General features: G+C 69.1%; 16 protein-coding genes and 1 rRNA gene. 6 read left to right on the plus strand and 11 right to left on the minus strand.

Translation table 11 applies throughout. The features are described from left to right. Window positions 1-4: 4 nt before the first annotated feature. From FBZ83_RS08990 to FBZ83_RS09000, 3 genes are read right to left on the minus strand one after another with little or no spacing between them, the layout of a single operon-like run. Window positions 5-814: an amino acid ABC transporter ATP-binding protein gene (locus FBZ83_RS08990; protein WP_145682110.1), complete on the minus strand. Its 810-nt coding sequence runs from the start codon at window positions 812-814 to the stop codon at window positions 5-7. Between the two features lie 4 nt (window positions 815-818). Then, window positions 819-1481, minus strand: coding sequence for an amino acid ABC transporter permease (locus tag FBZ83_RS08995; protein WP_109068809.1), 663 nt, complete (start codon window positions 1479-1481; stop codon window positions 819-821). A gap of 31 nt (window positions 1482-1512) precedes the next feature. Then, window positions 1513-2310 (minus strand): glutamine ABC transporter substrate-binding protein, encoded by a 798-nt coding sequence (locus tag FBZ83_RS09000; protein ID WP_145682111.1) that lies wholly within the window; start codon window positions 2308-2310, stop codon window positions 1513-1515. Window positions 2311-2596: 286 nt separating this feature from the next. Here FBZ83_RS09000 and hutG point away from each other — a divergent pair, with 286 nt between their 5' ends. From hutG to FBZ83_RS09015, 3 genes are read left to right on the plus strand one after another with little or no spacing between them, the layout of a single operon-like run. Beyond that, window positions 2597-3397, plus strand: coding sequence for an N-formylglutamate deformylase (gene hutG / locus FBZ83_RS09005; protein ID WP_145682112.1), 801 nt, complete (start codon window positions 2597-2599; stop codon window positions 3395-3397). Window positions 3398-3408: 11 nt separating this feature from the next. Continuing rightward, window positions 3409-4806 (plus strand): formimidoylglutamate deiminase, encoded by a 1398-nt coding sequence (locus FBZ83_RS09010; RefSeq protein WP_247888224.1) that lies wholly within the window; start codon window positions 3409-3411, stop codon window positions 4804-4806. Beyond that, the gene (locus FBZ83_RS09015; protein WP_145682114.1) at window positions 4803-5591 is read left to right on the plus strand and encodes an IclR family transcriptional regulator; all 789 of its coding nucleotides are present in this window, start codon (window positions 4803-4805) and stop codon (window positions 5589-5591) included. The genes FBZ83_RS09010 and FBZ83_RS09015 overlap by 4 nt, the downstream gene beginning before the upstream one ends. Before the next feature lie 16 nt (window positions 5592-5607). Here the strand turns inward: FBZ83_RS09015 and FBZ83_RS09020 are convergent, their stop codons facing one another. Continuing rightward, window positions 5608-6786 carry a pyridoxal phosphate-dependent aminotransferase gene (locus FBZ83_RS09020; protein ID WP_145682115.1) on the minus strand — a complete coding sequence of 393 codons (1179 nt, stop codon included), beginning with the start codon at window positions 6784-6786 and terminating at the stop codon, window positions 5608-5610. A gap of 280 nt (window positions 6787-7066) precedes the next feature. Between FBZ83_RS09020 and FBZ83_RS09025 the strand changes: the two genes are divergently transcribed. Beyond that, window positions 7067-8560, plus strand: coding sequence for an acetyl-CoA hydrolase/transferase family protein (locus tag FBZ83_RS09025; RefSeq protein ID WP_145682116.1), 1494 nt, complete (start codon window positions 7067-7069; stop codon window positions 8558-8560). Between the two features lie 73 nt (window positions 8561-8633). Here the strand turns inward: FBZ83_RS09025 and FBZ83_RS09030 are convergent, their stop codons facing one another. The 7 genes from FBZ83_RS09030 to FBZ83_RS09060 all read right to left on the minus strand — a co-directional run bounded on the left by FBZ83_RS09030 (window position 8634) and on the right by FBZ83_RS09060 (window position 17382). Next, window positions 8634-8987, minus strand: a complete 354-nt coding sequence (locus FBZ83_RS09030) for a hypothetical protein (RefSeq protein ID WP_145682117.1) — start codon at window positions 8985-8987, stop codon at window positions 8634-8636. Window positions 8988-9103: 116 nt separating this feature from the next. Further along, window positions 9104-10807: a methyl-accepting chemotaxis protein gene (locus FBZ83_RS09035; protein ID WP_145682118.1), complete on the minus strand. Its 1704-nt coding sequence runs from the start codon at window positions 10805-10807 to the stop codon at window positions 9104-9106. Between the two features lie 122 nt (window positions 10808-10929). Further along, the gene (locus tag FBZ83_RS09040) at window positions 10930-12459 is read right to left on the minus strand and encodes an AMP-binding protein (RefSeq protein ID WP_145682119.1); all 1530 of its coding nucleotides are present in this window, start codon (window positions 12457-12459) and stop codon (window positions 10930-10932) included. Window positions 12460-12514: 55 nt separating this feature from the next. Further along, a complete protein-coding gene (locus FBZ83_RS09045) occupies window positions 12515-14284 on the minus strand; it encodes an ABC transporter permease subunit (RefSeq protein ID WP_145682120.1) in 1770 nt (589 codons plus the stop codon). After that, window positions 14281-15384, minus strand: a complete 1104-nt coding sequence (locus FBZ83_RS09050; RefSeq protein ID WP_145682121.1) for an ABC transporter ATP-binding protein — start codon at window positions 15382-15384, stop codon at window positions 14281-14283. Before FBZ83_RS09050 ends, FBZ83_RS09045 begins: the two co-directional genes overlap by 4 nt. Before the next feature lie 29 nt (window positions 15385-15413). Next, window positions 15414-16487, minus strand: coding sequence for a polyamine ABC transporter substrate-binding protein (locus FBZ83_RS09055; protein ID WP_145682122.1), 1074 nt, complete (start codon window positions 16485-16487; stop codon window positions 15414-15416). Window positions 16488-16611: 124 nt separating this feature from the next. Then, window positions 16612-17382, minus strand: a complete 771-nt coding sequence (locus tag FBZ83_RS09060; protein ID WP_035680235.1) for an enoyl-CoA hydratase/isomerase family protein — start codon at window positions 17380-17382, stop codon at window positions 16612-16614. 287 nt (window positions 17383-17669) lie between these two features. Here FBZ83_RS09060 and FBZ83_RS09065 point away from each other — a divergent pair, with 287 nt between their 5' ends. Both FBZ83_RS09065 and FBZ83_RS09070 read left to right on the plus strand, forming a co-directional pair. Further along, a complete protein-coding gene (locus FBZ83_RS09065; protein ID WP_247888225.1) occupies window positions 17670-18446 on the plus strand; it encodes an IclR family transcriptional regulator in 777 nt (258 codons plus the stop codon). 465 nt (window positions 18447-18911) lie between these two features. Continuing rightward, a 16S ribosomal RNA gene (locus FBZ83_RS09070) occupies window positions 18912-19209 on the plus strand; the annotation flags it as partial.

The raw sequence follows: 19209 nt of genomic DNA on the forward strand, positions 1-19209 counted from the left end.
GGCGTCAGTGGTTGCCGGGCAGGGTGTCCAGCGGGTCGTCGGCCGGCGGCTGCGGGCGGGCGCCGGCCAGGTGGCCGTCCACCAGCGCGCGCAGGAAGCCGCGGGTGCGCTCCTGGGTCGGGTTGGTGAAGATCTGCTCCGGCGAACCGGACTCGACGATGCGCCCGTCGGCCATGACGACCACGGTGTCGGCGACCTCGCGGGCGAAGCCCATCTCGTGGGTCACCACCATCATGGTCATGCCTTCCTCGGCCAGCGTCTTCATGACCTGCAGCACCTCGCCGACCAGCTCGGGGTCGAGGGCGGAGGTCGGCTCGTCGAACAGCATCACCTTCGGCTTCATGGCGAGCGCGCGGGCGATGGCGGCGCGTTGCTTCTGCCCGCCCGACAGGGTGGACGGATAGACGTCGGCCTTGTCGCCCAGCCCGACCTTGCGCAGCAGCTCCATGGCCAGCTCCCGCGCCTCGGCTTTGGCCATGCCGCGCACCACGACGGGGGCGCGCATGACGTTCTCCACCGTGGTCATGTGCGGGAACAGGTTGAAGGACTGGAAGACCATGCCGGTCTCGGCGCGGAGCGCGTTCAGCTCCTTGTCGGGCAGCGGCTTGCCGTCGGCGATGATGGTGCGGTGGTTGATGCGGATCTCGCCGCGGTCGGCGGTCTCCAGGCAGTTGCAGCAGCGCAGCAGCGTGCTCTTGCCCGACCCGGACGGGCCGATGACCACGGTGGTGCGCGACGGCGGCACGGTCAGGCTGACGTCCTTCAGCACCTCGGTGCTGCCGAAGCTCTTGTAGACGTTGCGGATCTCGATCACCGGCTTACCCTCTTTCCACGGTCATGCGCTTTTCGATCTGGCGCAGGATCCAGGTGGCCGCGTTGGTCAGGATGAAATAGATCAGCGCCACCGCGATGTAGACCTCCAGCGCGCGGAAGCTGGTGGAGATGATGCGCTGCCCCTCGCGCATCACGTCGTCGATGGTCAGCAGCGACACCAATGCCGAGTTCTTGATGAGCGCGATGGTCTCGTTGCCCAGCGGCGGCAGCATGCGGCGGAAGGCCTGCGGCAGGACCACCTCCCACATCGCCTCGCGGTAGGACATGCCGAGCGAGCGGGCGGCCTCCATCTGGCCGCGGTCGATCGACTGGATGGCGCCGCGCACCACCTCCGACACGTAGGAGCCGCTGTAGATGCCGAGCCCGATCACGCCGCACAGCCACGCCGGCAGCAGGATGCCGAACTGCGGCAGCCCGAAGAACAGCAGGAACAGCTGCACCAGCAGCGGCGTGCCGCGGATGAAGGCGACATAGGCCGACGCGATGCCGTACAGCACGCGCCGCGCCGGGTTGAGGCGGATGATGCCGACGAGCAGGCCGAGCACGGCGCTGAGCAGGAAGGCCGCCGCGGTCACCTCGATGGTGACCACGGTGCCCTTCAGCAGCTCCGGCAACCCTCCCCAGACGGGGGCGAAGTCGAGCGTCACGGGAGGGGTCCTCCGTTCACAAGGATATTGATCACTTCTTGGCTTCGAACCACTTGTCGATGAGCTTCTGGTAGGTGCCGTCAGCCTTCAGCTTGGTGATGGCGGCGTTCACCTTGGTCACCAGCTCGGTGTTGTCCTTGCGCATGGCGAAGCCGTAATCCTCGGTGGTGAGCTGGTCGTCCAGCACCTTCACGGTCGGGTGCGTCTGGGCGTAGAGCTTGGCGGCGGGCTTGCCGGTCACCGCGACGTCGGTGCGGCCAGTCTCGACCTGCCCGAACATCTCGGCGTTGGTTTCGACCTCGACGATCTTCGTCTTCGGGAAATGCTCCTTCAGATGGACGACCGACTTGGTGCCGATCTGCACGGCGGCGGTCTTGCCTTCGAGGTCGGCCGGGCCCTTCACGGCGGTGTTGTTCGCCTTGACCATGATGACGAGGCCACCCGGATAGTAGGTGTCGGAAAAGGCGACGACCTTGCGGCGCTCCTCGGTGATGTACATGGCCGAGGCGATCATGTCGAAGCGGTTCGCCATCAGGCCGGGGATCAGGCCCTTGAAGTCGATGTCCACCCACTCGACGCCCTTGGTGGCGCCCAGCTCCTTGGCGATGGCCTCGACCAGCTCGATGTCGAAGCCGGTCTTCTTGCCGTCCTGCGAGAATTCGAAGGGCGCGAAGGTGGCGTCCACACCGACGCGGAAGGTGCCGTTCTGCTTGATCGAGGCGATCACCGCGTCCTCGGCGCGGGCCGGGACGGACCCGGCGCCGACCATCGTGACGACCGCGGCGGCGGCGAAGGAGGCGGCGGCGAGAAACTTGCCAAAGGACTTCATGGGTCGGAATTTCCCTGTTCGTTGCGCCTGCGTTGCCAGTTTCGGACGCCGGGGAACCCCCTTGCGCAGCGAGCGGCTTGGCAGCGCCGTGTTTTGCCTATAAAACATATGTTGCCCAGGGAAAACAGCCGCGTCAACGCCGTTTGTCATACTGGAGCATGACGGACGCCCCATAGCAACGCTGGTGTTGCGACCACGTAACGCGAACGTCGCGGAAGCCGGGGGCGACCGAACAGGGACGCAAAAAGTTTTGCTGACAAAACACATGTCGCACGGGAGAGAGGATATGGACGTTTTCGGGTTTCGCGCCGCGCGCCGTCCGGTGCTGGTCAGCCTGCCCCATGTCGGCACGGCGCTGCCGGACGGATTCATCGGCCGGCTGGTGCCGGAGGCGCAGGGCCTGCCCGACACGGACTGGCACCTGCCGCGTCTCTACGACTTCCTGGAGGATCTCGGAGTCGGGGTGATCCAGGCGCGCTTCTCGCGCTACGTCGTCGATCTGAACCGCCCCAGCAACGACACGCCGCTCTACAGCGGCGCCACCACGGGCCTGTGCCCGACCACCCTGTTCGACGGGGCGCCGCTGTACCGGCCGGGCGCCGAACCGGACGCGGCGGAGGTGGCCGAGCGGGTCACCCGCTACTGGACGCCCTACCACGACGCCATCACCGCGGAGATGACCCGGCTGCGCGACCGCTTCGGGCGGGCGGTGCTGTTCGACGCCCATTCCATCCGCTCCGTCGTGCCGCGGCTGTTCGAGGGGCGTTTGCCCGACCTGAACATCGGGACCAACGACGGGCGCAGCGCCGATCCGGTGCTGAGCGAGCGACTGGTCGCGGTCGGCGCGGATGCCGGAGCCGATGGCTTCACCCACGTTCTCAACGGGCGTTTCAAGGGTGGCCACATCACCCGGCATTTCGGGCGCCCGTCCGAGGGCTGGCACGCCGTGCAGCTCGAGATGGCGCAGGTGACCTACATGGAGGAGGATGCGCCCTTCGCCTTCGACGAGGCGCGCGCCGAGCGGATTCGTCCGCATCTCCGGCACTTCATCGGAGCGATGGCCGATTGGGCGGAGGAGCGGGCGTGACGGAGGCGGCGATGGACAGCGTGAACGGGCTTTTCTGCGGACGGGCGCTGCTGCCCGAGGGTTGGGCCTCCAACGTGGCGCTGCGTTTCGACGCGCGGGGCACGCTGATCGCGGTCGAGCGGGACGCGGAGGCGAACGGCCTCCCGCAGGCCGCCGGGCCGGTGATCCCCGGCATGCCCAACCTGCACAGCCACGCCTTCCAGCGCGCCATGGCCGGGCTGACCGAATACGCCGGTGCGTCGGAGGACAGCTTCTGGACGTGGCGCGACGCCATGTACGGCTTCGTCCGCCGCATGACGCCGGAAGCGGCGGAGGCCGTCGCGGCGCTGCTCTACATGGAGATGGCGAAGCAGGGATACACGGCGGTCGCGGAGTTCCACTACCTGCACCACGGTGCCGACGGGCGCCCCTACGCCGACCGGGCGGAGATGTCGCGCCGCATTCTGGCCGCCGCCGACACGGCCGGGATCGGCCTGACCCACCTGCCGGTGCTCTACGCCCACAGCGGCTTCGGCGGCAAGCCGCCGTCCGACGGGCAGAAGCGCTTCATCAACGACGTGGACGGGCTGCTGTCCATCGTCTCCGCCATGCAGAAGGCCATGGGCACGGAGCGGGCCGGCCGCCGCACCGGTCTCGCCCTGCATTCGCTGCGCGCGGTGACGCCGGAGGAGATGCGCGACGCGCTGGCCGGCCTCGACGCGCTCGACCCCGGCGCGCCCATCCACATCCACATCGCCGAGCAGACGGCGGAGGTGGACGACTGCGTCGCCTGGAGCGGCAAGCGCCCGGTGGAATGGCTGCTGGAGAACGCCCCGGTCGGGCCGCGCTGGTGCCTCGTCCATGCCACGCATGTGACCCCGGCCGAAGTCGACGGCATGGCGGCGAGCGGCGCGGTGGCCGGACTCTGCCTGACGACCGAGGCCAATCTGGGCGACGGGCTGTTCCCCGCCATCCCCTTTCTGGCGCAGGGCGGGCGGTTCGGCGTCGGGTCGGACAGCCACATCAGCGTGTCGGCGGCGGAGGAACTGCGCCTGCTGGAATACGGCCAGCGGCTGGTGCAGCGGCGGCGCAACGTGCTGCGCATCGGGGATTGCCCGTCCATCGGCGGCGGCCTCTACCGGGCGGCGGTTGCCGGCGGCGCGCAGGCGCTGGGCCAGCCGGTCGCCGGCGGCGGGATTCAGGTGGGCCAGCCCGCCGACCTCGTGGTGCTTGACGCCGACAACCCGAAACTGCTTTCTCGGACCGACGACAGCCTTCTGGATGCCTATGTCTTCGCCAGCGACGGGCACGCCGTGCGCGACGTGGTCGCGGCGGGGCGGACCGTGGTGCGCGAGGGCCGCCACGTCCGGGAGGACGCCATCCGGGCCGCCTACCGGCGCGCCATCGAGGGGTTGCGCCGGGACAGATGAGCGAGACCGATCCGAACACCTACATCGCCCCGGCGCTGCAGCGCGGGCTGGCCATCCTGGAGCTGTTCACGCCGCAGCGCCGGACCCTGTCCCTGACCGACATCGCCAAGGCGTTGGGGATCGGGCGGGCCTCGGCCTACCGGCTGGTCTTCACGCTGGAGCATCTCGGCTACATCGGGCGGATGGGGGACGGCAAGTCCTACCGCTTGGCGCCGCGGTCGATGCAACTCGGCTACCATTACCTGTCGGGGCTGGACGGGATCGAGGTGGCGATCCCCTACATCGACGGGCTGCGCGACAGCACGCAGATCTCCGCCCACATGGCGGTGCGCGACGGGACGGAGATCGTCTACGTCTACCGCGCGCACTCGCACATGACGCTGTCCAGCAACATCGCGGTCGGCTACCGCCTGCCGGCCCACGCCACCGCGATGGGCCGGATGCTGCTGAGCGGCCTTTCCGACGAAGCCATCGCGCAGCTCTACACCGGCGTGCGGCTGGACCGTTACAGCGACACCACGGCGGTCACGCTGACCTCGCTGATCCAGGAGGTGGCGGAGGACCGCAAGCGCGGCTGGACGATGAACCGCTCCTCCTTCGTGTCGGGGATAGTCGCCATCGCGGCGGCCATCCGCGACCACCGGGGCGAGGTCATCGCCGCCATCAACCTGTCCGGCCCCAGCGCCGTGATGGACCAACCCGCCACGCTCGACCATCTGCGGACCAAGGTGGTGGAGACGGCGGACGCGATCTCGCACCAGCTCGGCTACCTGCCGCGCGGGTGAGCGCGGCGGGACGGCGTCACGCCGCCGGTCCGAGCCCCGTCACGAAGGCGGCAATGCGGAGGCAGGCCTCCGCCAGCTCCGCCTCGCCGACCGCGAAGGACAGGCGGACGCAGCCCGCCGCCGCCGGGCCGAAGGCCCCGGCGTCGAGGACCGACACACCGGTCTCGCGGAACAGCCGCCACGCGAACTCCATGGTCGGCAGGCCGGTGCCGCGCACGTCCACCAGCATGAACATGCCGGCCTCCGGCTTCAGGCAGCGCAGGCCGGGAACCGAGCCGAGCGCCTCCAGCGCGATGTCGCGGCGGCGGCGGTAGCCCTCGCGCATCGCCGCCACCGCCTCGTCGCCCTGCTCGACGGCGACCAGAGCCGCCTGCTGCACGAAGCCCGGCAGGCCGTAGAGCATGCACAGCGCCAGCGTGCCCATATGGGCGACCAGCGGCGCCGGGGCGACCACCCAGCCGGCGCGCCAGCCGGTCATGGCGTGCGACTTGGACAGGCTGTTGATGGTCACCGTGCGCTCCGCCATGCCGGGCAGGGTGGCGATGCTGACGTGCGGCCGGTCGAAGGTCAGGCTGGCATAGACCTCGTCGGCGACCACCCACAGGTCGTGGCGCCGGGCGAGGTCGGCCACCGCCTCCAACTCCTCTGGCGACATCACGATGCCGGTGGGGTTGGCGGGGGTCGCCAGGAAGATGGCGCGGGTGCGCGGGGTCACCGCGGCGGCCAGCGCCGCCGGGTCCAGCCGCAGCGTGGCGGCGTCCGGGGCCACCGGAACCAGCGTGGCGCCCGACGCGCGGACGCAGGCCTCGTAGGTCAGGTACATCGGCTCGGGCACCAGCACCTCGTCCCCCGCCTCGACGAGGCAGAGGGTGGCGTTGAACAGGCCGTTCTGCGCCCCGGCGCAGACGATGACGTTCTCCGGCTCGACCGGCAGGCCGGTGCGGCGGGCAACGTCGCGGGCCAGCGCGGCGCGCAGCTCCGGACGGCCGGGGATCGGGGTGTAGTGGGTGTCGCCGGCGTGCAGGGCGGCGATGGCGGCGTCGCGCACCGGGGCGGGCGTGTCGAAGTCGGGGTCGCCGACGCTCAGCACGATGACGTCCTCGCCGCGGCCCTTGGCGGTCCAGGCGGCAAAATGGATGTCCCAGGCCGCGACGCGGTCGCCGCGGATGCGGTCGGTGAGGGAGGAGAAGCGCATCGGCGGGGCTCCCTGGCAGGCTTTTCCATTGGCCGGACACGGGTCACGGCGGAAGCCCATCCATATGCCCCAGGGCGGTGCCGGGGCACAACCGGGCGTTTGAGGGGCGACGGCGCAAGGCCGCCATTCATGCCCATTAGGACACCCTGATATGACCGACCGGCAATTGCAGCGCTGCGAAAGCCGGGCCTATGACGGACCTCAAAGAAAAGAATGAGTGAATCGTCTGCCGAACAATTTCAACCGGCAACAAACGCCCGAGAACGTGCAAAGGATAACCATGTACCGCGATCGTATTCGCCTGAAGTCCCTGTGGGGGAAGGTGGTAACGCCGGAAGAGGCGGCCCTGCTGATCCGCGACGGCATGACCATCGGCATGAGCGGCTTCACCCGCGCCGGGGATGCCAAGGCGGTGCCGCTGGCGCTGGCCGAGCGCGCCGCGACGGAGCGGCTGAAGGTCACGCTGATGACCGGCGCCTCGCTCGGCAACGACGTGGACCGCATCCTGACGGAGGCCGGGGTGCTGGCCCGCCGCCTGCCGTTCCAGGCCGACCCGGTGCTGCGCAAGGCGATCAACCGCGGCGAGGTGATGTTCGTCGACCAGCACCTGTCGGAGACGGTGGAGCTTCTGCGCTCCCGCCAGATGGGGCCGGTGGACGTGGCGGTGATCGAGGCCTGCGCGATCACCGAGACGGGCGGGATCGTTCCCACCACCTCCATCGGCAACTCGGCGACCTTCGCCATCCTGGCCGAGAAGATCATCGTCGAGCTGAACCTGACCCAGCCGCTCGACCTGGAGGGGATGCACGACGTCTACATCCCGACGCGCCGCCCCTTCCGCGAGCCGATCCCGGTGGTGACCGCGGAGAGCCGCGCCGGCCTGCCCTGCATCCCCATCGACCCGTCGAAGATCGCGGCCATCGTGGTGACCCGCAAGCAGGACAGCAGCGCCACCATCCTGCCGCCGGACGCCGAGACCCGTGACATCGCCGGGCACCTGATCGAGTTTCTCGACCGCGAGGTGCGGCAGGGCCGGCTGGGCCGCTCGCTGAACCCGCTCCAGGCCGGGATCGGGACCATCGCCAACGCCGTGCTGCACGGCATGATCGACAGCCCGTTCCACGACCTGACCATGTACAGCGAGGTCCTGCAGGACAGCACCTTCGACCTGTTCGACGCCGGCAAGCTGACCTTCGCCTCGGGCTCCTCCATCACGCTGAGCGCCGGAAAGTACGCGGAGGTCCTGCCGAGGATCGGCAGCTACAAGGGCCGGCTTCTGCTGCGCCCGCAGGAAATCTCCAACCACCCGGAGGTCATTCGCCGGCTGGGCGTGATCGGCATCAACACGGCGCTGGAGTGCGACATCTACGGCAACGTGAACTCGACCCACGTCAACGGCACGCAGATGATGAACGGCATCGGCGGCTCCGGCGACTTCGCGCGCAACGCCCATCTCGCCATCTTCGTCACCAAGTCGCTGGCCAAGGACGGGAGGATTTCCAGCGTCGTGCCGATGGTCACCCACACCGACCACAACGAGCATGACGTCGATGTCCTGGTGACCGAGACCGGTCTGGCCGACCTGCGCGGCCTCGCCCCGCGCGAGCGGGCGGAGACGATCATCCGCAACTGCGTCCACCCCAGCTACCGCGAGCTGGCGCTGGACTATCACCGCCGGGCGCTGCAGCGCGGCGGCCACACGCCGCACCTGCTGGAGGAGGCCTTCTCCTGGCACCTGCGCTACCAGCAGAAGGGCAGCATGCAGCCGGACTGAGGTCCCGATGCCCTCCCCCGCGCCGCGGGGGAGGGTTGGGTGGGGGGCTCGACGCCAGTGTCCTTTCAACGGATCAGGGGCAGACGGCCTCGACGATCCGGCACACGTCCCCGGCGGTGCGTGGGGTGAAGCGGGCGAGCAGCCCGCCGCGCAGCTCGGGCACGATCAGCGACACCGGCTGTTCGGCGGGCACCGTCAGGTCGTGGTCGAGATCGCAGACGCTGACGTAATCCAGCCCGGACAGGGCGACCAGGAGCGACTGCCGCCCCCGCTCGTCGACGGCGTGGGCGATGGCCCGGCCGTTGGCGGCGGCGTAGGCGGCGGCCTGGTCGCGGGTGTAGTGGGACACCGGCAGCACCCGCAGCGACGGGTGGCTGCGCAGGACCGTGTCGATGAGGGCGTTGAGGCCGCTGGACAGGCTCGGCATGGTTTCCAAAGGCTTCCGACTGTGGAGCGCCATCCTACCACGAATTCGGCCGTTGGGGGCGCCGCCCCCGCGCGACGCGAAAATGGTCACGCGGGGGTCACGCTCGTGCAAAGGTGTCAGCCGGCGCGGACTCGGGAGATGAAGCCCTGGATCTCGTCGCGCAGCAGGTCGGAGTCGCGGGACAGGCTGTTCGCCGCATCCAGCACCTCCGCGGCGGCCTCGCGCACGTCGGTGGCCGACTGGCTGACGCCGCCGATGTTGCCCGAGACCAGCCGGGTGCCCTGGGCGGCCTGCTGGATGTTGCGGCCGATCTCGTGGGTGGCGGCGGTCTGCTCCTCCACGGCGGCGGCGATGGCCCCGGCGATGGCGTCCACGTCGGAGATGGTCCGGGCGATGTTGCGGATGGCCGTCACGGTGCCTTCGGTGATCGACTGGATCTCGGTGATCTGGCTGGCGATCTCCTCGGTCGCCTGGGAGGTCTGGGTGGCCAGCGCCTTCACCTCGTGGGCGACGACGGTGAAGCCCTTGCCGGCCTCGCCAGCGCGCGCCGCCTCGATGGTGGCGTTCAGCGCCAGCAGGTTGGTCTGCGAGGCGATGTTCTGGATCAGGTTGACGACGTCACCGATCTTCTGGGCGGCGGTGGCCAGCCGCTCGACCAGGGCGTTGGTCCGTTCGCCCTCGACCACCGCGTCGCGGGCGACCGTCGCGGCGCCGTTGACCTGACGGCCGATCTCCCCGATGGAGCTGCCCAACTGCTCCGACGCCGCGGCGACCGTCGCGACGTTGGCCGACGCCTGCTCCGTCGCGGCGGCGACCGAGGAGGCCTGCTCCGTCGTCGTCTCGGCGGCGCCGGTCATCGTCTGCGCGTTGCTCTGGAGCTGGCGGGCGGCCTGCGAGACGGCATGGACCACGCCCTGCACGTTGGCGTCGAACTGGTCGGCCAGGGCCATCATGGCGGTCCGGCGCTCGGCCTCCATCCGGCGCTTCTGCGCGTCGCTCTCCTCCTGGAGGCGGCGCATCTCAAGCCCGTTGTTCTTGAAGACCTGGAGCGCCCGGGCGAGCAGGCCGACCTCGTCCGTGCGTTCGGTGCCCTGGATGGCGACGGTCAGGTCGCCGCCGGCGATGGAGGTCATCTCCGACGTCAGGCGGTGCAGCGGACGCACGACGAAGAACAGCAGGATGGATCCCAGCAGGCCGAAGGCGAACAGCAGGCCGGCGCCCGCCACCGTGTAGAGCCGGGTCATGACCTGCTGCGAGAGGGCGGTTGCGCGCTTCTCGGCCTCGCGCGTGTCGGCCATGCTCTGCTCCACCCGCTCGCCCAGCGCCGCGGTCAGCTTTTGCCGGACCGGGCGGCCGACGTCGATGGACACGCGGATGGCGCCGTCGGTGTCGAAGCCGCGGGCCAGCTGCACGGTCGTCTGGGCGACGCGCTCATATTCCCCGACGATCGACTTGATGGCCTGGATGCTCTCGCGCTCCGCCGGGTCGTCGTAGGCTTCGGCCAGCGTGTCGATGGCCGACAGGGCCTTGGCGATGTTGGCGGTGAGCTGCGCGTTGGCGGCGTCGATGGCCTCGCGGGAGGAGGCGACGATGGCGTTCGACTCGGTGTCCATGGCGTCACCCAGCGCCGACTGCACCGCGATCGCCGCGCCCAGCCGGTCGGCGACGACCTCCGTGATGCGGGCGGTCGACCGCGTCAGGTCGGAGATCGCGCTCCGGGCGGTCCAGACGAGGCTGGCGATCACGATCAGCAGGACGAGAACCGGAACGAGGATCTTGTGCAGTAACTTGCGGTTCGAGAACCAGCGGTGCAGCGGCATGTCCAGGGCTTTCCAATAAATCGGGCTCGATCGGGGGAGGGACGGCGCGGGCGGCGCCAGGAGCCGGGTCTAAAAAATTCCCCCGCAGCCTTGCGGCATGCGGGGGGAGGGGAGACGCGCCGTCAGCCGGCCAGCCGATCCCAGCAGCCGTCTAAGGCCGGGGACAGCTTGTGCTTCATGATTCGCTGGCTGGGGGTGCGCTCGAACTCCTCGACCACCGCGATGTAGCGCGGATTCTGATAGGGAGCGAGCTGTTTTCCGAGCCAGCCGGACAGCGACGGGATGTCGAGCGTCGCCCCGGCCTTCGGCTTCACGAACAGCTTGATGTCCTGCTCGCCGACGTCGGCGGCCACTCCGATGATGGCGCAGTCCTCGACCGAGGGGTGGGTGGCCGCGACATGCTCGACCTCCCAGGCCGACACGTTCTCGCCCCTGCAGCGCACGCTGTCGGTCATCCGGCCGTGGAACAGCAGAGTGCCGGCCTCATCGAGCGAGCCGAGGTCGCCGGTGTGCAGGGCGCCGTCCTTGAGCGCGCGGGCCGTCGCCTCCGGGTTGCGGAAGTAACCGGCGAAGATGGCGCCGGGACGGTCGGTGCGGACGACGATCTCGCCCCGCTCGCCCTTCGGCACCGGCTGGCCGGCGGCGTCCAGCAATTCCACCGTGAACCAGGGCATCGGGCGGCCGACCGCGCCGACGACGCCCTCGTCGTTGCAGGTGGTGATGCTCGACGCCTCGGTCATGCCGTAGCATTCGCGGATCTGCACCCCGAACCGCTCCTCGAAGGGCGTCCAGGTCTCCTTGGGGCAGCCGCCGCCCCAGGCGATGCGCACGGGGTGGTCGTGGTCGCGCGGCGAGACCGGCTGCTTGAGCAGGATCTGCAGGATGCCGCCCAGGTAATGGATGTGGGTCGCCCCATACTCCCGAACCTGATCCCAGAAGCGGCTGGCGCTGAAACGGTCGACCATGGCGAGCGACACGCTGCGGATCAGCGGCATGATGATCATCTGGGCGCCGCCGATGTGGTACAGCGGCTCCCACACGAACAGCACGTCGCCGTCGCGGGCGGCCGAGACGCGGGCCACCGCCTCGCCGGCCAGCCGCATCATGCGGTGCGACACCAGCACGCCCTTGGGCCGCCCGGTGGTGCCGGAGGTGTACATGATGGCGAAGGTGTCGTCGGGGGCGGGCGGCGCCTCCTCGAAGGCGGCGTCGGACTCCAGCAGGGCTTCCAGCCGCAGCGGCGCCGCCGGGTCGCCCTGGACGATCAGCGGCGTGCCGGCGGGCACAGCGCCCGTCTCGGCGATCACCGGCAGGAACTCGGCCTCGGCGATGATGGCGCCGGGGTCCGAATGCTCCAGGATGTAGCGCAGCCCCTCGCCGCGCTGCTGGGCGTTGATCGGCACCCAGACCAGCCCGGCCTTGGCGAGGCCGAACAGGGTGGACAGCACCAGCGGGCTGTTGCGCAGCATCAGCGCCACGCGGTCGCCGGGCTTCAGCCCCAGCCGCCGCAGCTCCGCCGCCACGCCGTCGGACTGGCGGTCGAGCGTGGCGAAGCTCAGCGCCTCACCGTTGAAGCGGGCGAACAGGCGGGCGCGCCCGGTCCGGGCCGCCTGCGTGAACAGGCGGACGAACCCTTCTTCGAAATCGGACATGATGCGTATCTCGAATGCGTTTGGTCGGTTGGTTACGGCCGAATGGGGTTGCGGATCAGCGCGCCGGACGGCGCAGCCACTCCGCGATCAGCAGCAGGGCCATCACGATCGCGAAGACCACGACGGACACGGCGGCCAGCGTCGGGTTCAACTGGAGGATCATGTCGTCCCACATCTGCTTGGGCAGCGTGGTCTTGACGCCGCCGCTGACGAAGATCGCCACGGTCAGCTCGTCGAAGGAGGTGATGAAGGCGAACAGGAACGCCGCCACCAGACCGCCGCGGATCAGCGGGACGGTGACCAGCATCAGCGTCTTGACGCGGTTCGCCCCCAGCGTCGCCGCCGCCTGATCCAGCCGCCAGTCGTGCCCCTTGACCACCGCGGAAATGGCGACGAAGGCGAAGGGCAGAGCCAGCACCGTGTGGCCGATGATCAGGCCGAGGTCGGTGGCGACCAGCCCGATCTGGGCGAACAGGTAGAACAGCCCGACCGCGATGACGATGCGCGGCACGATCATCGGCGCCAGGAAGAAAGCGAAGATCGCCCCCCGCCAGCGCGAGGAGGAGCGGGCGAGCGCCAGCGCGGCCAGACCGGCCACCAGCGTCGCAAGGATCGCCGTGGCGAAGGCCACCGCAAAGGAGCGGATCGTCGCCGACACCCAGAGGTCGGAGTTGAAATAGACGCGGAACCACTCCAGCCCGTAGCCCGGCGGCGGAAAGTCGAGGAAGGGCGAGGTGGTGAAGGCGATGGGCACCACGACCAGCGCCGGGGCGACCAGGAAGACGATCACCGCCGCGGAGTAGAGCGGCAGCAGCCGGTCCATCATCCTCGGCCCCAACACGCGCCCGACCGGTCCGCCCAGCGCCGTTGACGCCTTGGCGAGGCCCGACAGGATGCTCATCCCGGCCCCACGCAGGCGGCCCTGGCCGCCGCCGGTGCGCCCGGAGGTCTCGCCCGACAGGGAGGACAGGCCGAACAGCCGGTCGTAGACCCAGCAGGTGACCAGAGCCGCGACCAGCATGAAGGTGGCCAGCGCGCCGGCGAAGGCCCAGTTCAGCATCTCCTGGATCTGCGAGATGATGAGCTGCGCCAGCATGGTCTGCTGCGGCCCGCCGAGCAGCGCCGGCACGATGAAGAAGCCCAGCGAGGAGATGAAGGTGAGCAGCCCGGCCGCCGCCACGCCGGGCAGCGAGAGCTGGAAATAGACCAGCCAGAAGGCGTTGGCCGGCGGCGCGCCCAGCGTTTCCGCCGCCTGGACCAGCCGGCGGTCGAGGGTGGTCATCACCGGCAGCATGGTCAGCACGGCCAGAGGCAGCATGGCGTGGACCATGCCGGCCATCACGCCGAACTCGTTGTGCAGCAGCGGCAGGGGCGACATGCCGGTGCCGGAGAGGATCTGGTTGATGACGCCGGTGCGCCCCAGGATGACCATCCAGGCGAAGGTCTTCACCAGATAGCTGGTCCAGAAGGGCACCATCACCGCCAGGATCGCCAGCCCGCGCTGGCGCTCCGGCAGTTGCGCCAGCCAGTAGGCCAGCGGATAGCCGAACAGGAGCGACAACAGGGCGGTCAGCCCGGCGATGCGGAAGGTGCTCATCAGGACGCGGAAATAGACGTCCGTGGCGACGATGCGGGCGTAATGGTCGCCGGTCCAGGCCGAGGTCTCCAGGTCCTGGACGCTGAGGCTGAGCAGCCGCAACACCGGGAACAGGAAGAAGATCGCCAGGAAGGCGAGGCCGGGAGCGGCCAGCCACAGCGGGCCGAAGCGCAGCCGCCGCCGCGCCGCGGCGAAGGCCCCGTCATGGTTCAGGGCGGCGGCGCTCATGACACCAGCACCCCGGCGTCGGCGCGCCAGCGCACCGCGACCACCTCGCCCAGCCGCGGCGGGGCGGTGCCGCGCCGCAACCGGACCGTGATCGTCTCCTCACCGCCGAGCGACACCAGAACCCGCGTCTCGGACCCGGCATAGACGGTGTCCACCACCTCGCCGCGCACCTCGTTGTCGCCGTCGCCGTCGATGTCGAGCTGCTCGGGACGGACGACCAGCGTGCCGTCCGGACGGTCCGGGGTGTCGGCGGACAGGCGGAAGCTGCCGTTGCCGGTGACCAGCATGGGTGTGCCGCTGCCGTCGCGCCGGACCTGCCCGCGGAAGATGTTCGACACGCCGATGAAATCGGCGGCGAAGGCGGTCTTCGGGCGGGCGTAGATGTCGTGCGGGGTGCCGAGCTGCTCGATCCGGGCGTGGTTCATCAGGCAGATGCGGTCCGACATGGCCAGGGCTTCCTCCTGGTCATGGGTGACGTAGATGATCGTGGCGCCGGTCTCGCGGTGCAGGCGCTTGATCTCGTACTGCATGTGCTCGCGCAGCTTCTTGTCGAGCGCCCCCAGCGGCTCGTCCATCAGGATGACCGAGGGCTGGTAGACGAAGCAGCGCGCGAGCGCGACGCGCTGCTGCTGCCCGCCGGACAGCTCCTTGGGGAAGCGCCCGGCGAGATGGCCGAGATGGACCATCTCCAGCGCCTCCTTCACGCGCCGCGTCAGGTCCGCCGGGGCGACGCCGCGCATGCGCAGGGGAAAGCCGATGTTCTCCGCCACCGTCAGGTGGGGGAACAGGGCGTAATGCTGGAAGACGAGGCCGATGTCCCGCTTGTGCACGGGTGTCCGGGTCTCGTCCTGCCCGTCGATCAGGATGCGCCCGCCGCTGGGCTCCACCAGCCCGCAGATCATCTGCAGAAGCGTGGTCTTGCCCGACCCCGACGGGCCGAGCAGCGTCAGGAACTCGCCCGCCGGGACTTCGAGGCGGGTGGGTTCCAGCGCCGTGATGGCGCCGTACCGTTTGGTCAGGCCGTCGACCAGCAGCTTCGGCGTGGCGGCGGCCCCGGCCTGGACCGGCGCTGTCCGCGTCTGTGCGAGCGGTGAGAGCATGGCGGCGGGTCTCCTTTCCGAAGGCGGGCTTAGCCGAGGATCCAGGCGTTGAAGCGCTCGTTCATCTTCGCCCGGTTGGCGCCCCACCAATCCTCCTTGGCGATGGTCATCACCTTGAGGTTGTCGTCAAAGGTGGGCAGGGCCTGGGCGCGCTCCTTCGGGATGTTCTTGTAGGCCTCGAGGTTGGTCGGACCGTAGGCCAGCACCTCGGTGAAGACGGCCTGACGGGACGGGTCGGCGCAGAACTTGATGAACTGGCGGGCGGCGTCGGCGCGGGGGTTGCCGCGCGGGATGCCCCAGCCCTCGATCGAGTAGAGCCCCTGGTTCCAGTTGATCTTCACCGGGGCGCCGCCGTCGATCACCGCCTGGGCGCGGGCGTTCCACAGGGCGATCATGTCGACCTCGCCGCTCTGGATGAGCTGGCTGGACTGGGCGCCGCCGGTCCACCACACGGCGACGTGCGGCTTAATGCGGTCGAGCGCCTTGAAGGCGCGGTCGACGTCGAGCGGATAGAGCTTGTCGAGCGGCACGCCGTCGGCCAGCAGCGCCTGCTCCAGCGTGTCGATCGGGTTCTTGCGCAGCGAGCGGCGGCCCGGGAACTTCTCGACGTTCCAGAAGTCGGCCCAGCTCTGCGGCGCGTTGGAGGCGAACTTGTCGGCGCGGTAGCCGAGGATGGTCGAATAGACGTCGGTGCCCATCCAATGGCTGGTCAGCGACTCCGGCATCAGGCCGGGCGCGTCCGCCGCGGTGAAGTTCAGCGGCTCCAGCAGGTTCTGCGTCATCAGGATGTCGCGGGCCGACAGGGTCAAAGTGCAGACGTCCCAGGTGTAGGACTTGGTCTCCACGATGGCCTTGAACTGGGCGGTCGGCTCCGCCTCGCGGGCGACGTTGACCACCTTGATGCCGGTGGCCTTCTCGAACGGGTCGTAGAAGGCCTTGCGGAAGGCCGGGCTGTAGGGGCCGCCCGGATCGGCGACGGTGATCTGCTGCGTGGCGGCGAAGGCCGGGCGGAGCAGCCCGGCGGGCAGGGTGGCGCCCAGCGCGACGCCGGCGGCTCCCTTCATCAGGCTGCGGCGGCCCATGGAGAAGGTGGACTTGCTCATGTGAAACTCCCTGTTCTGCGGTCGGGGCGTCTCTGCGGCCCCGGTGGAGGAGCGCCGCCGTGGCGGCGCGGGTGGGCGGATCGTTGCGCCCAGGGAAGAGTCGTGTTTGGGGCGTGAGCCCTGGTTACGCGCGCTTCGCGGCGCGCTTGGCGAGGAACTCCTCCATCATCCGGGCCGGTTCGCCAGACGCGTAGGCCTCGCGCTGGATGCGCACGCCGGCGGCCAGGGCGTCGCGGAAGCCGGCCTCGGTCATCTCGCGGAAGCGCTGCTTGTCCAGCCGCATGGCGACCGGCGGCTTGGCGGCCAGCTCCTCGGCCAGGGCCAGCGATTCGGCCATGACGCGGTCCTGCGGGACGATGCGGTTGATCAGGCCGATGCGGTGGCTCTCCTCGGCGTCCATCAAGCGGCCCGACAGCGTCAGGTCCATGGTGCGGGCCAGACCGATCATCTCCTTCATGATCCACGGGCCGGTGGTGCTGGCGATGCCCGAGTTGATCTCCGGCTGGCCCATGCGCACGCCGGCATGGCCGATGCGGAAGTCGCCGAGCAGGGCGACCTGGAAGGCGGAGCCGGCGGCGACGCCGTTCAGCGCGATGATCAGCGGCTTCGACAGGGTGCGCATGCGGTGGTAGAGGCGCTCCCACTCCGCCACCCACTCCTCGGCGCGGTCGGCGTCGAAGGTTTTGGTCTCGTTCAGGTCCTGCCCGGCGCCGAAGGCGCGGTCCCCGGCCCCGGTGAGGATGATCGCGCGCACGCCGTCCTGGTTCTCGAACTGCTCGAAGGCGACGACCAGCTCGTCGCGCATCGCGGCGTTCCAGGCGTTCAGGATCTCCGGGCGGTTCAGCGTGATGATGCCGACCGGGCCGCGGACCTCGGTGAGGATGAATTTGAACACGGGACCACTCCTGTAAGCGGGGCGTTTCGCGCGCCTTGCGGATGTTCCAGGCGGATGTTCCGACGCCCCTCGGGGCGGCGCGTCGTATTGCAATACGATACTTGGTATTGAATAGCTTGGCTTGCTTTGCTAGACCTGTCAACGGTATCTCTCGCACACGAACCACAGGACCGATCGCCATGGCTCCGCGCCGTCCGTCTTCCCGACAGTCAGACACGGAATCCGCAACCGCCGTTGCGGACGCCTCGGTGAAGGAGGGGGGCGCCGCGCGCGCCGGCGATCCCTTGATGGTGATGTCCGTGGAAAAGGCGTTCCGCGTGCTGAACGCGTTCGACGCGGCGCGACCGACGATGAGCCTGACCCAGATCGCCTCGATCGTCGGGTTGGACAAAAGCGCGGCGCAGCGCTTCACCCACACGCTGGAAAAGCTGGGCTACCTGCACAAGGACCCGGAGACGAAGCGGTTCGAGCTGACGGTCAAGACGCTCGACCTTGGCCATCATTACCTGCGCGGCAACGGGTTGCTCGAACGCTCGATGCCCTACCTGATGCATCTCAGCAAGACGACCGAGGAGACGATCAATCTGACCATGCTGGACGACACGGAGATCGTCTTCGTGTCGCGCTTCATGAGCCGCCACGTGCTGAACACCGACGTCGTCCTCGGGATGCGGATGCCCGCCTACTGCACGGCGCCGGGGGTGGCGATGCTGTCACGGATGCCGATGGAGGAGGCCATCGCTCTGATCGACCGCATGGACCTGCACCCCTACACGCCGAACACCACCTGGAAGCGGGAGGACCTGCTGGCGAAGATCGAGCGGTCCGCCGATCTCGGCTACGCCACCGCCTTCGAGGAGTATTACCACGGGGACCTGTCGATCGCGGCGGCGGTCGTCGGTCCGGCGGGCGCGCCCATCGGCGCCATCAACATCGCCGTCTCGCGCTCGCGCTTCACCCCGCAGGAGGCGGAGGAGCGCTTCGCCCCGCTGGTCGTCGCCGCGTCGTCGTCGATCTCCACCATCGGCCGGCCGGCCCCGCCGAGGAAAAATGAACGGCGATGAAAAAAGCTCTTGCCGGTCTCATCCAACCCGCCTATAACCCGGCTCCCACGACGCCGGGGCCGCTGAGAAGCGCGACGGCGGCAAGGGATCGGCAGAAGTGCCGAAGACGAGACGAAGTAAAGTCGGCCGGCGCGAAAACAAAGGCTTGACAGACCGCTTCGGATCTTCTAGACAAAGCGCCCCGACGCGCCGCACCGAACTCCGGTAGCGCAGCGCGAGACGGGCAGCGGTTCTCCTGAGGGCCGCGGGATCTTGGATATCGTTGATACCGTGTTGTGAGAAGGGATGCGCAGGCGGCGGTTTTGACCGTTGGCCGCGGACCGGTTCCGGAGTGGGACTGGCATCGCGGGTCGCTTGAGCATCTCGGTCAAGCAGTAAGAGACGAACAGTTTCGAAAGCTTGGGTGAGGTCGTTTGGCGACCCTTTCAAGAGAGCGTCCGGTTCTTAGGGATCGGGGCTCGGCTTGAACCTGAGAGTTTGATCCTGGCTCAGAACGAACGCTGGCGGCATGCCTAACACATGCAAGTCGAACGAAGGCTTCGGCCTTAGTGGCGCACGGGTGAGTAACACGTGGGAACCTGCCTTTCGGTTCGGGATAACGTCTGGAAACGGACGCTAACACCGGATACGTCCCCCAGAGAGATTTGGGCGGAGAAAGTTTACGCCGAGAGAGGGGCCCGCGTCCGATTAGGTAGTTGGTGGGGTAATGGCCCACCAAGCCGACGATCGGTAGCTGGTCTGAGAGGATGATCAGCCACACTGG

It is taken from the genome of Azospirillum brasilense (assembly GCF_007827815.1).
GTDB lineage: Bacteria > Pseudomonadota > Alphaproteobacteria > Azospirillales > Azospirillaceae > Azospirillum > Azospirillum brasilense_C.

What these genes read in the sequence shown, in the direction of transcription:
- FBZ83_RS09000 (WP_145682111.1), bottom strand. Translation starts at nt 2,310, where the DNA reads ATGAAGTCCTTTGGCAAGTTTCTCGCCGCCGCCTCCTTCGCCGCCGCC.
- hutG (WP_145682112.1), top strand. Translation starts at nt 2,597, where the DNA reads ATGGACGTTTTCGGGTTTCGCGCCGCGCGCCGTCCGGTGCTGGTCAGC.
- FBZ83_RS09010 (WP_247888224.1), top strand. Translation starts at nt 3,409, where the DNA reads ATGGACAGCGTGAACGGGCTTTTCTGCGGACGGGCGCTGCTGCCCGAG.
- FBZ83_RS09015 (WP_145682114.1), top strand. Translation starts at nt 4,803, where the DNA reads ATGAGCGAGACCGATCCGAACACCTACATCGCCCCGGCGCTGCAGCGC.
- FBZ83_RS09020 (WP_145682115.1), bottom strand. Translation starts at nt 6,786, where the DNA reads ATGCGCTTCTCCTCCCTCACCGACCGCATCCGCGGCGACCGCGTCGCG.
- FBZ83_RS09025 (WP_145682116.1), top strand. Translation starts at nt 7,067, where the DNA reads ATGTACCGCGATCGTATTCGCCTGAAGTCCCTGTGGGGGAAGGTGGTA.
- FBZ83_RS09030 (WP_145682117.1), bottom strand. Translation starts at nt 8,987, where the DNA reads ATGCCGAGCCTGTCCAGCGGCCTCAACGCCCTCATCGACACGGTCCTG.
- FBZ83_RS09035 (WP_145682118.1), bottom strand. Translation starts at nt 10,807, where the DNA reads ATGCCGCTGCACCGCTGGTTCTCGAACCGCAAGTTACTGCACAAGATC.
- FBZ83_RS09040 (WP_145682119.1), bottom strand. Translation starts at nt 12,459, where the DNA reads ATGTCCGATTTCGAAGAAGGGTTCGTCCGCCTGTTCACGCAGGCGGCC.
- FBZ83_RS09045 (WP_145682120.1), bottom strand. Translation starts at nt 14,284, where the DNA reads ATGAGCGCCGCCGCCCTGAACCATGACGGGGCCTTCGCCGCGGCGCGG.
- FBZ83_RS09050 (WP_145682121.1), bottom strand. Translation starts at nt 15,384, where the DNA reads ATGCTCTCACCGCTCGCACAGACGCGGACAGCGCCGGTCCAGGCCGGG.
- FBZ83_RS09055 (WP_145682122.1), bottom strand. Translation starts at nt 16,487, where the DNA reads ATGAGCAAGTCCACCTTCTCCATGGGCCGCCGCAGCCTGATGAAGGGA.
- FBZ83_RS09065 (WP_247888225.1), top strand. Translation starts at nt 17,670, where the DNA reads ATGGTGATGTCCGTGGAAAAGGCGTTCCGCGTGCTGAACGCGTTCGAC.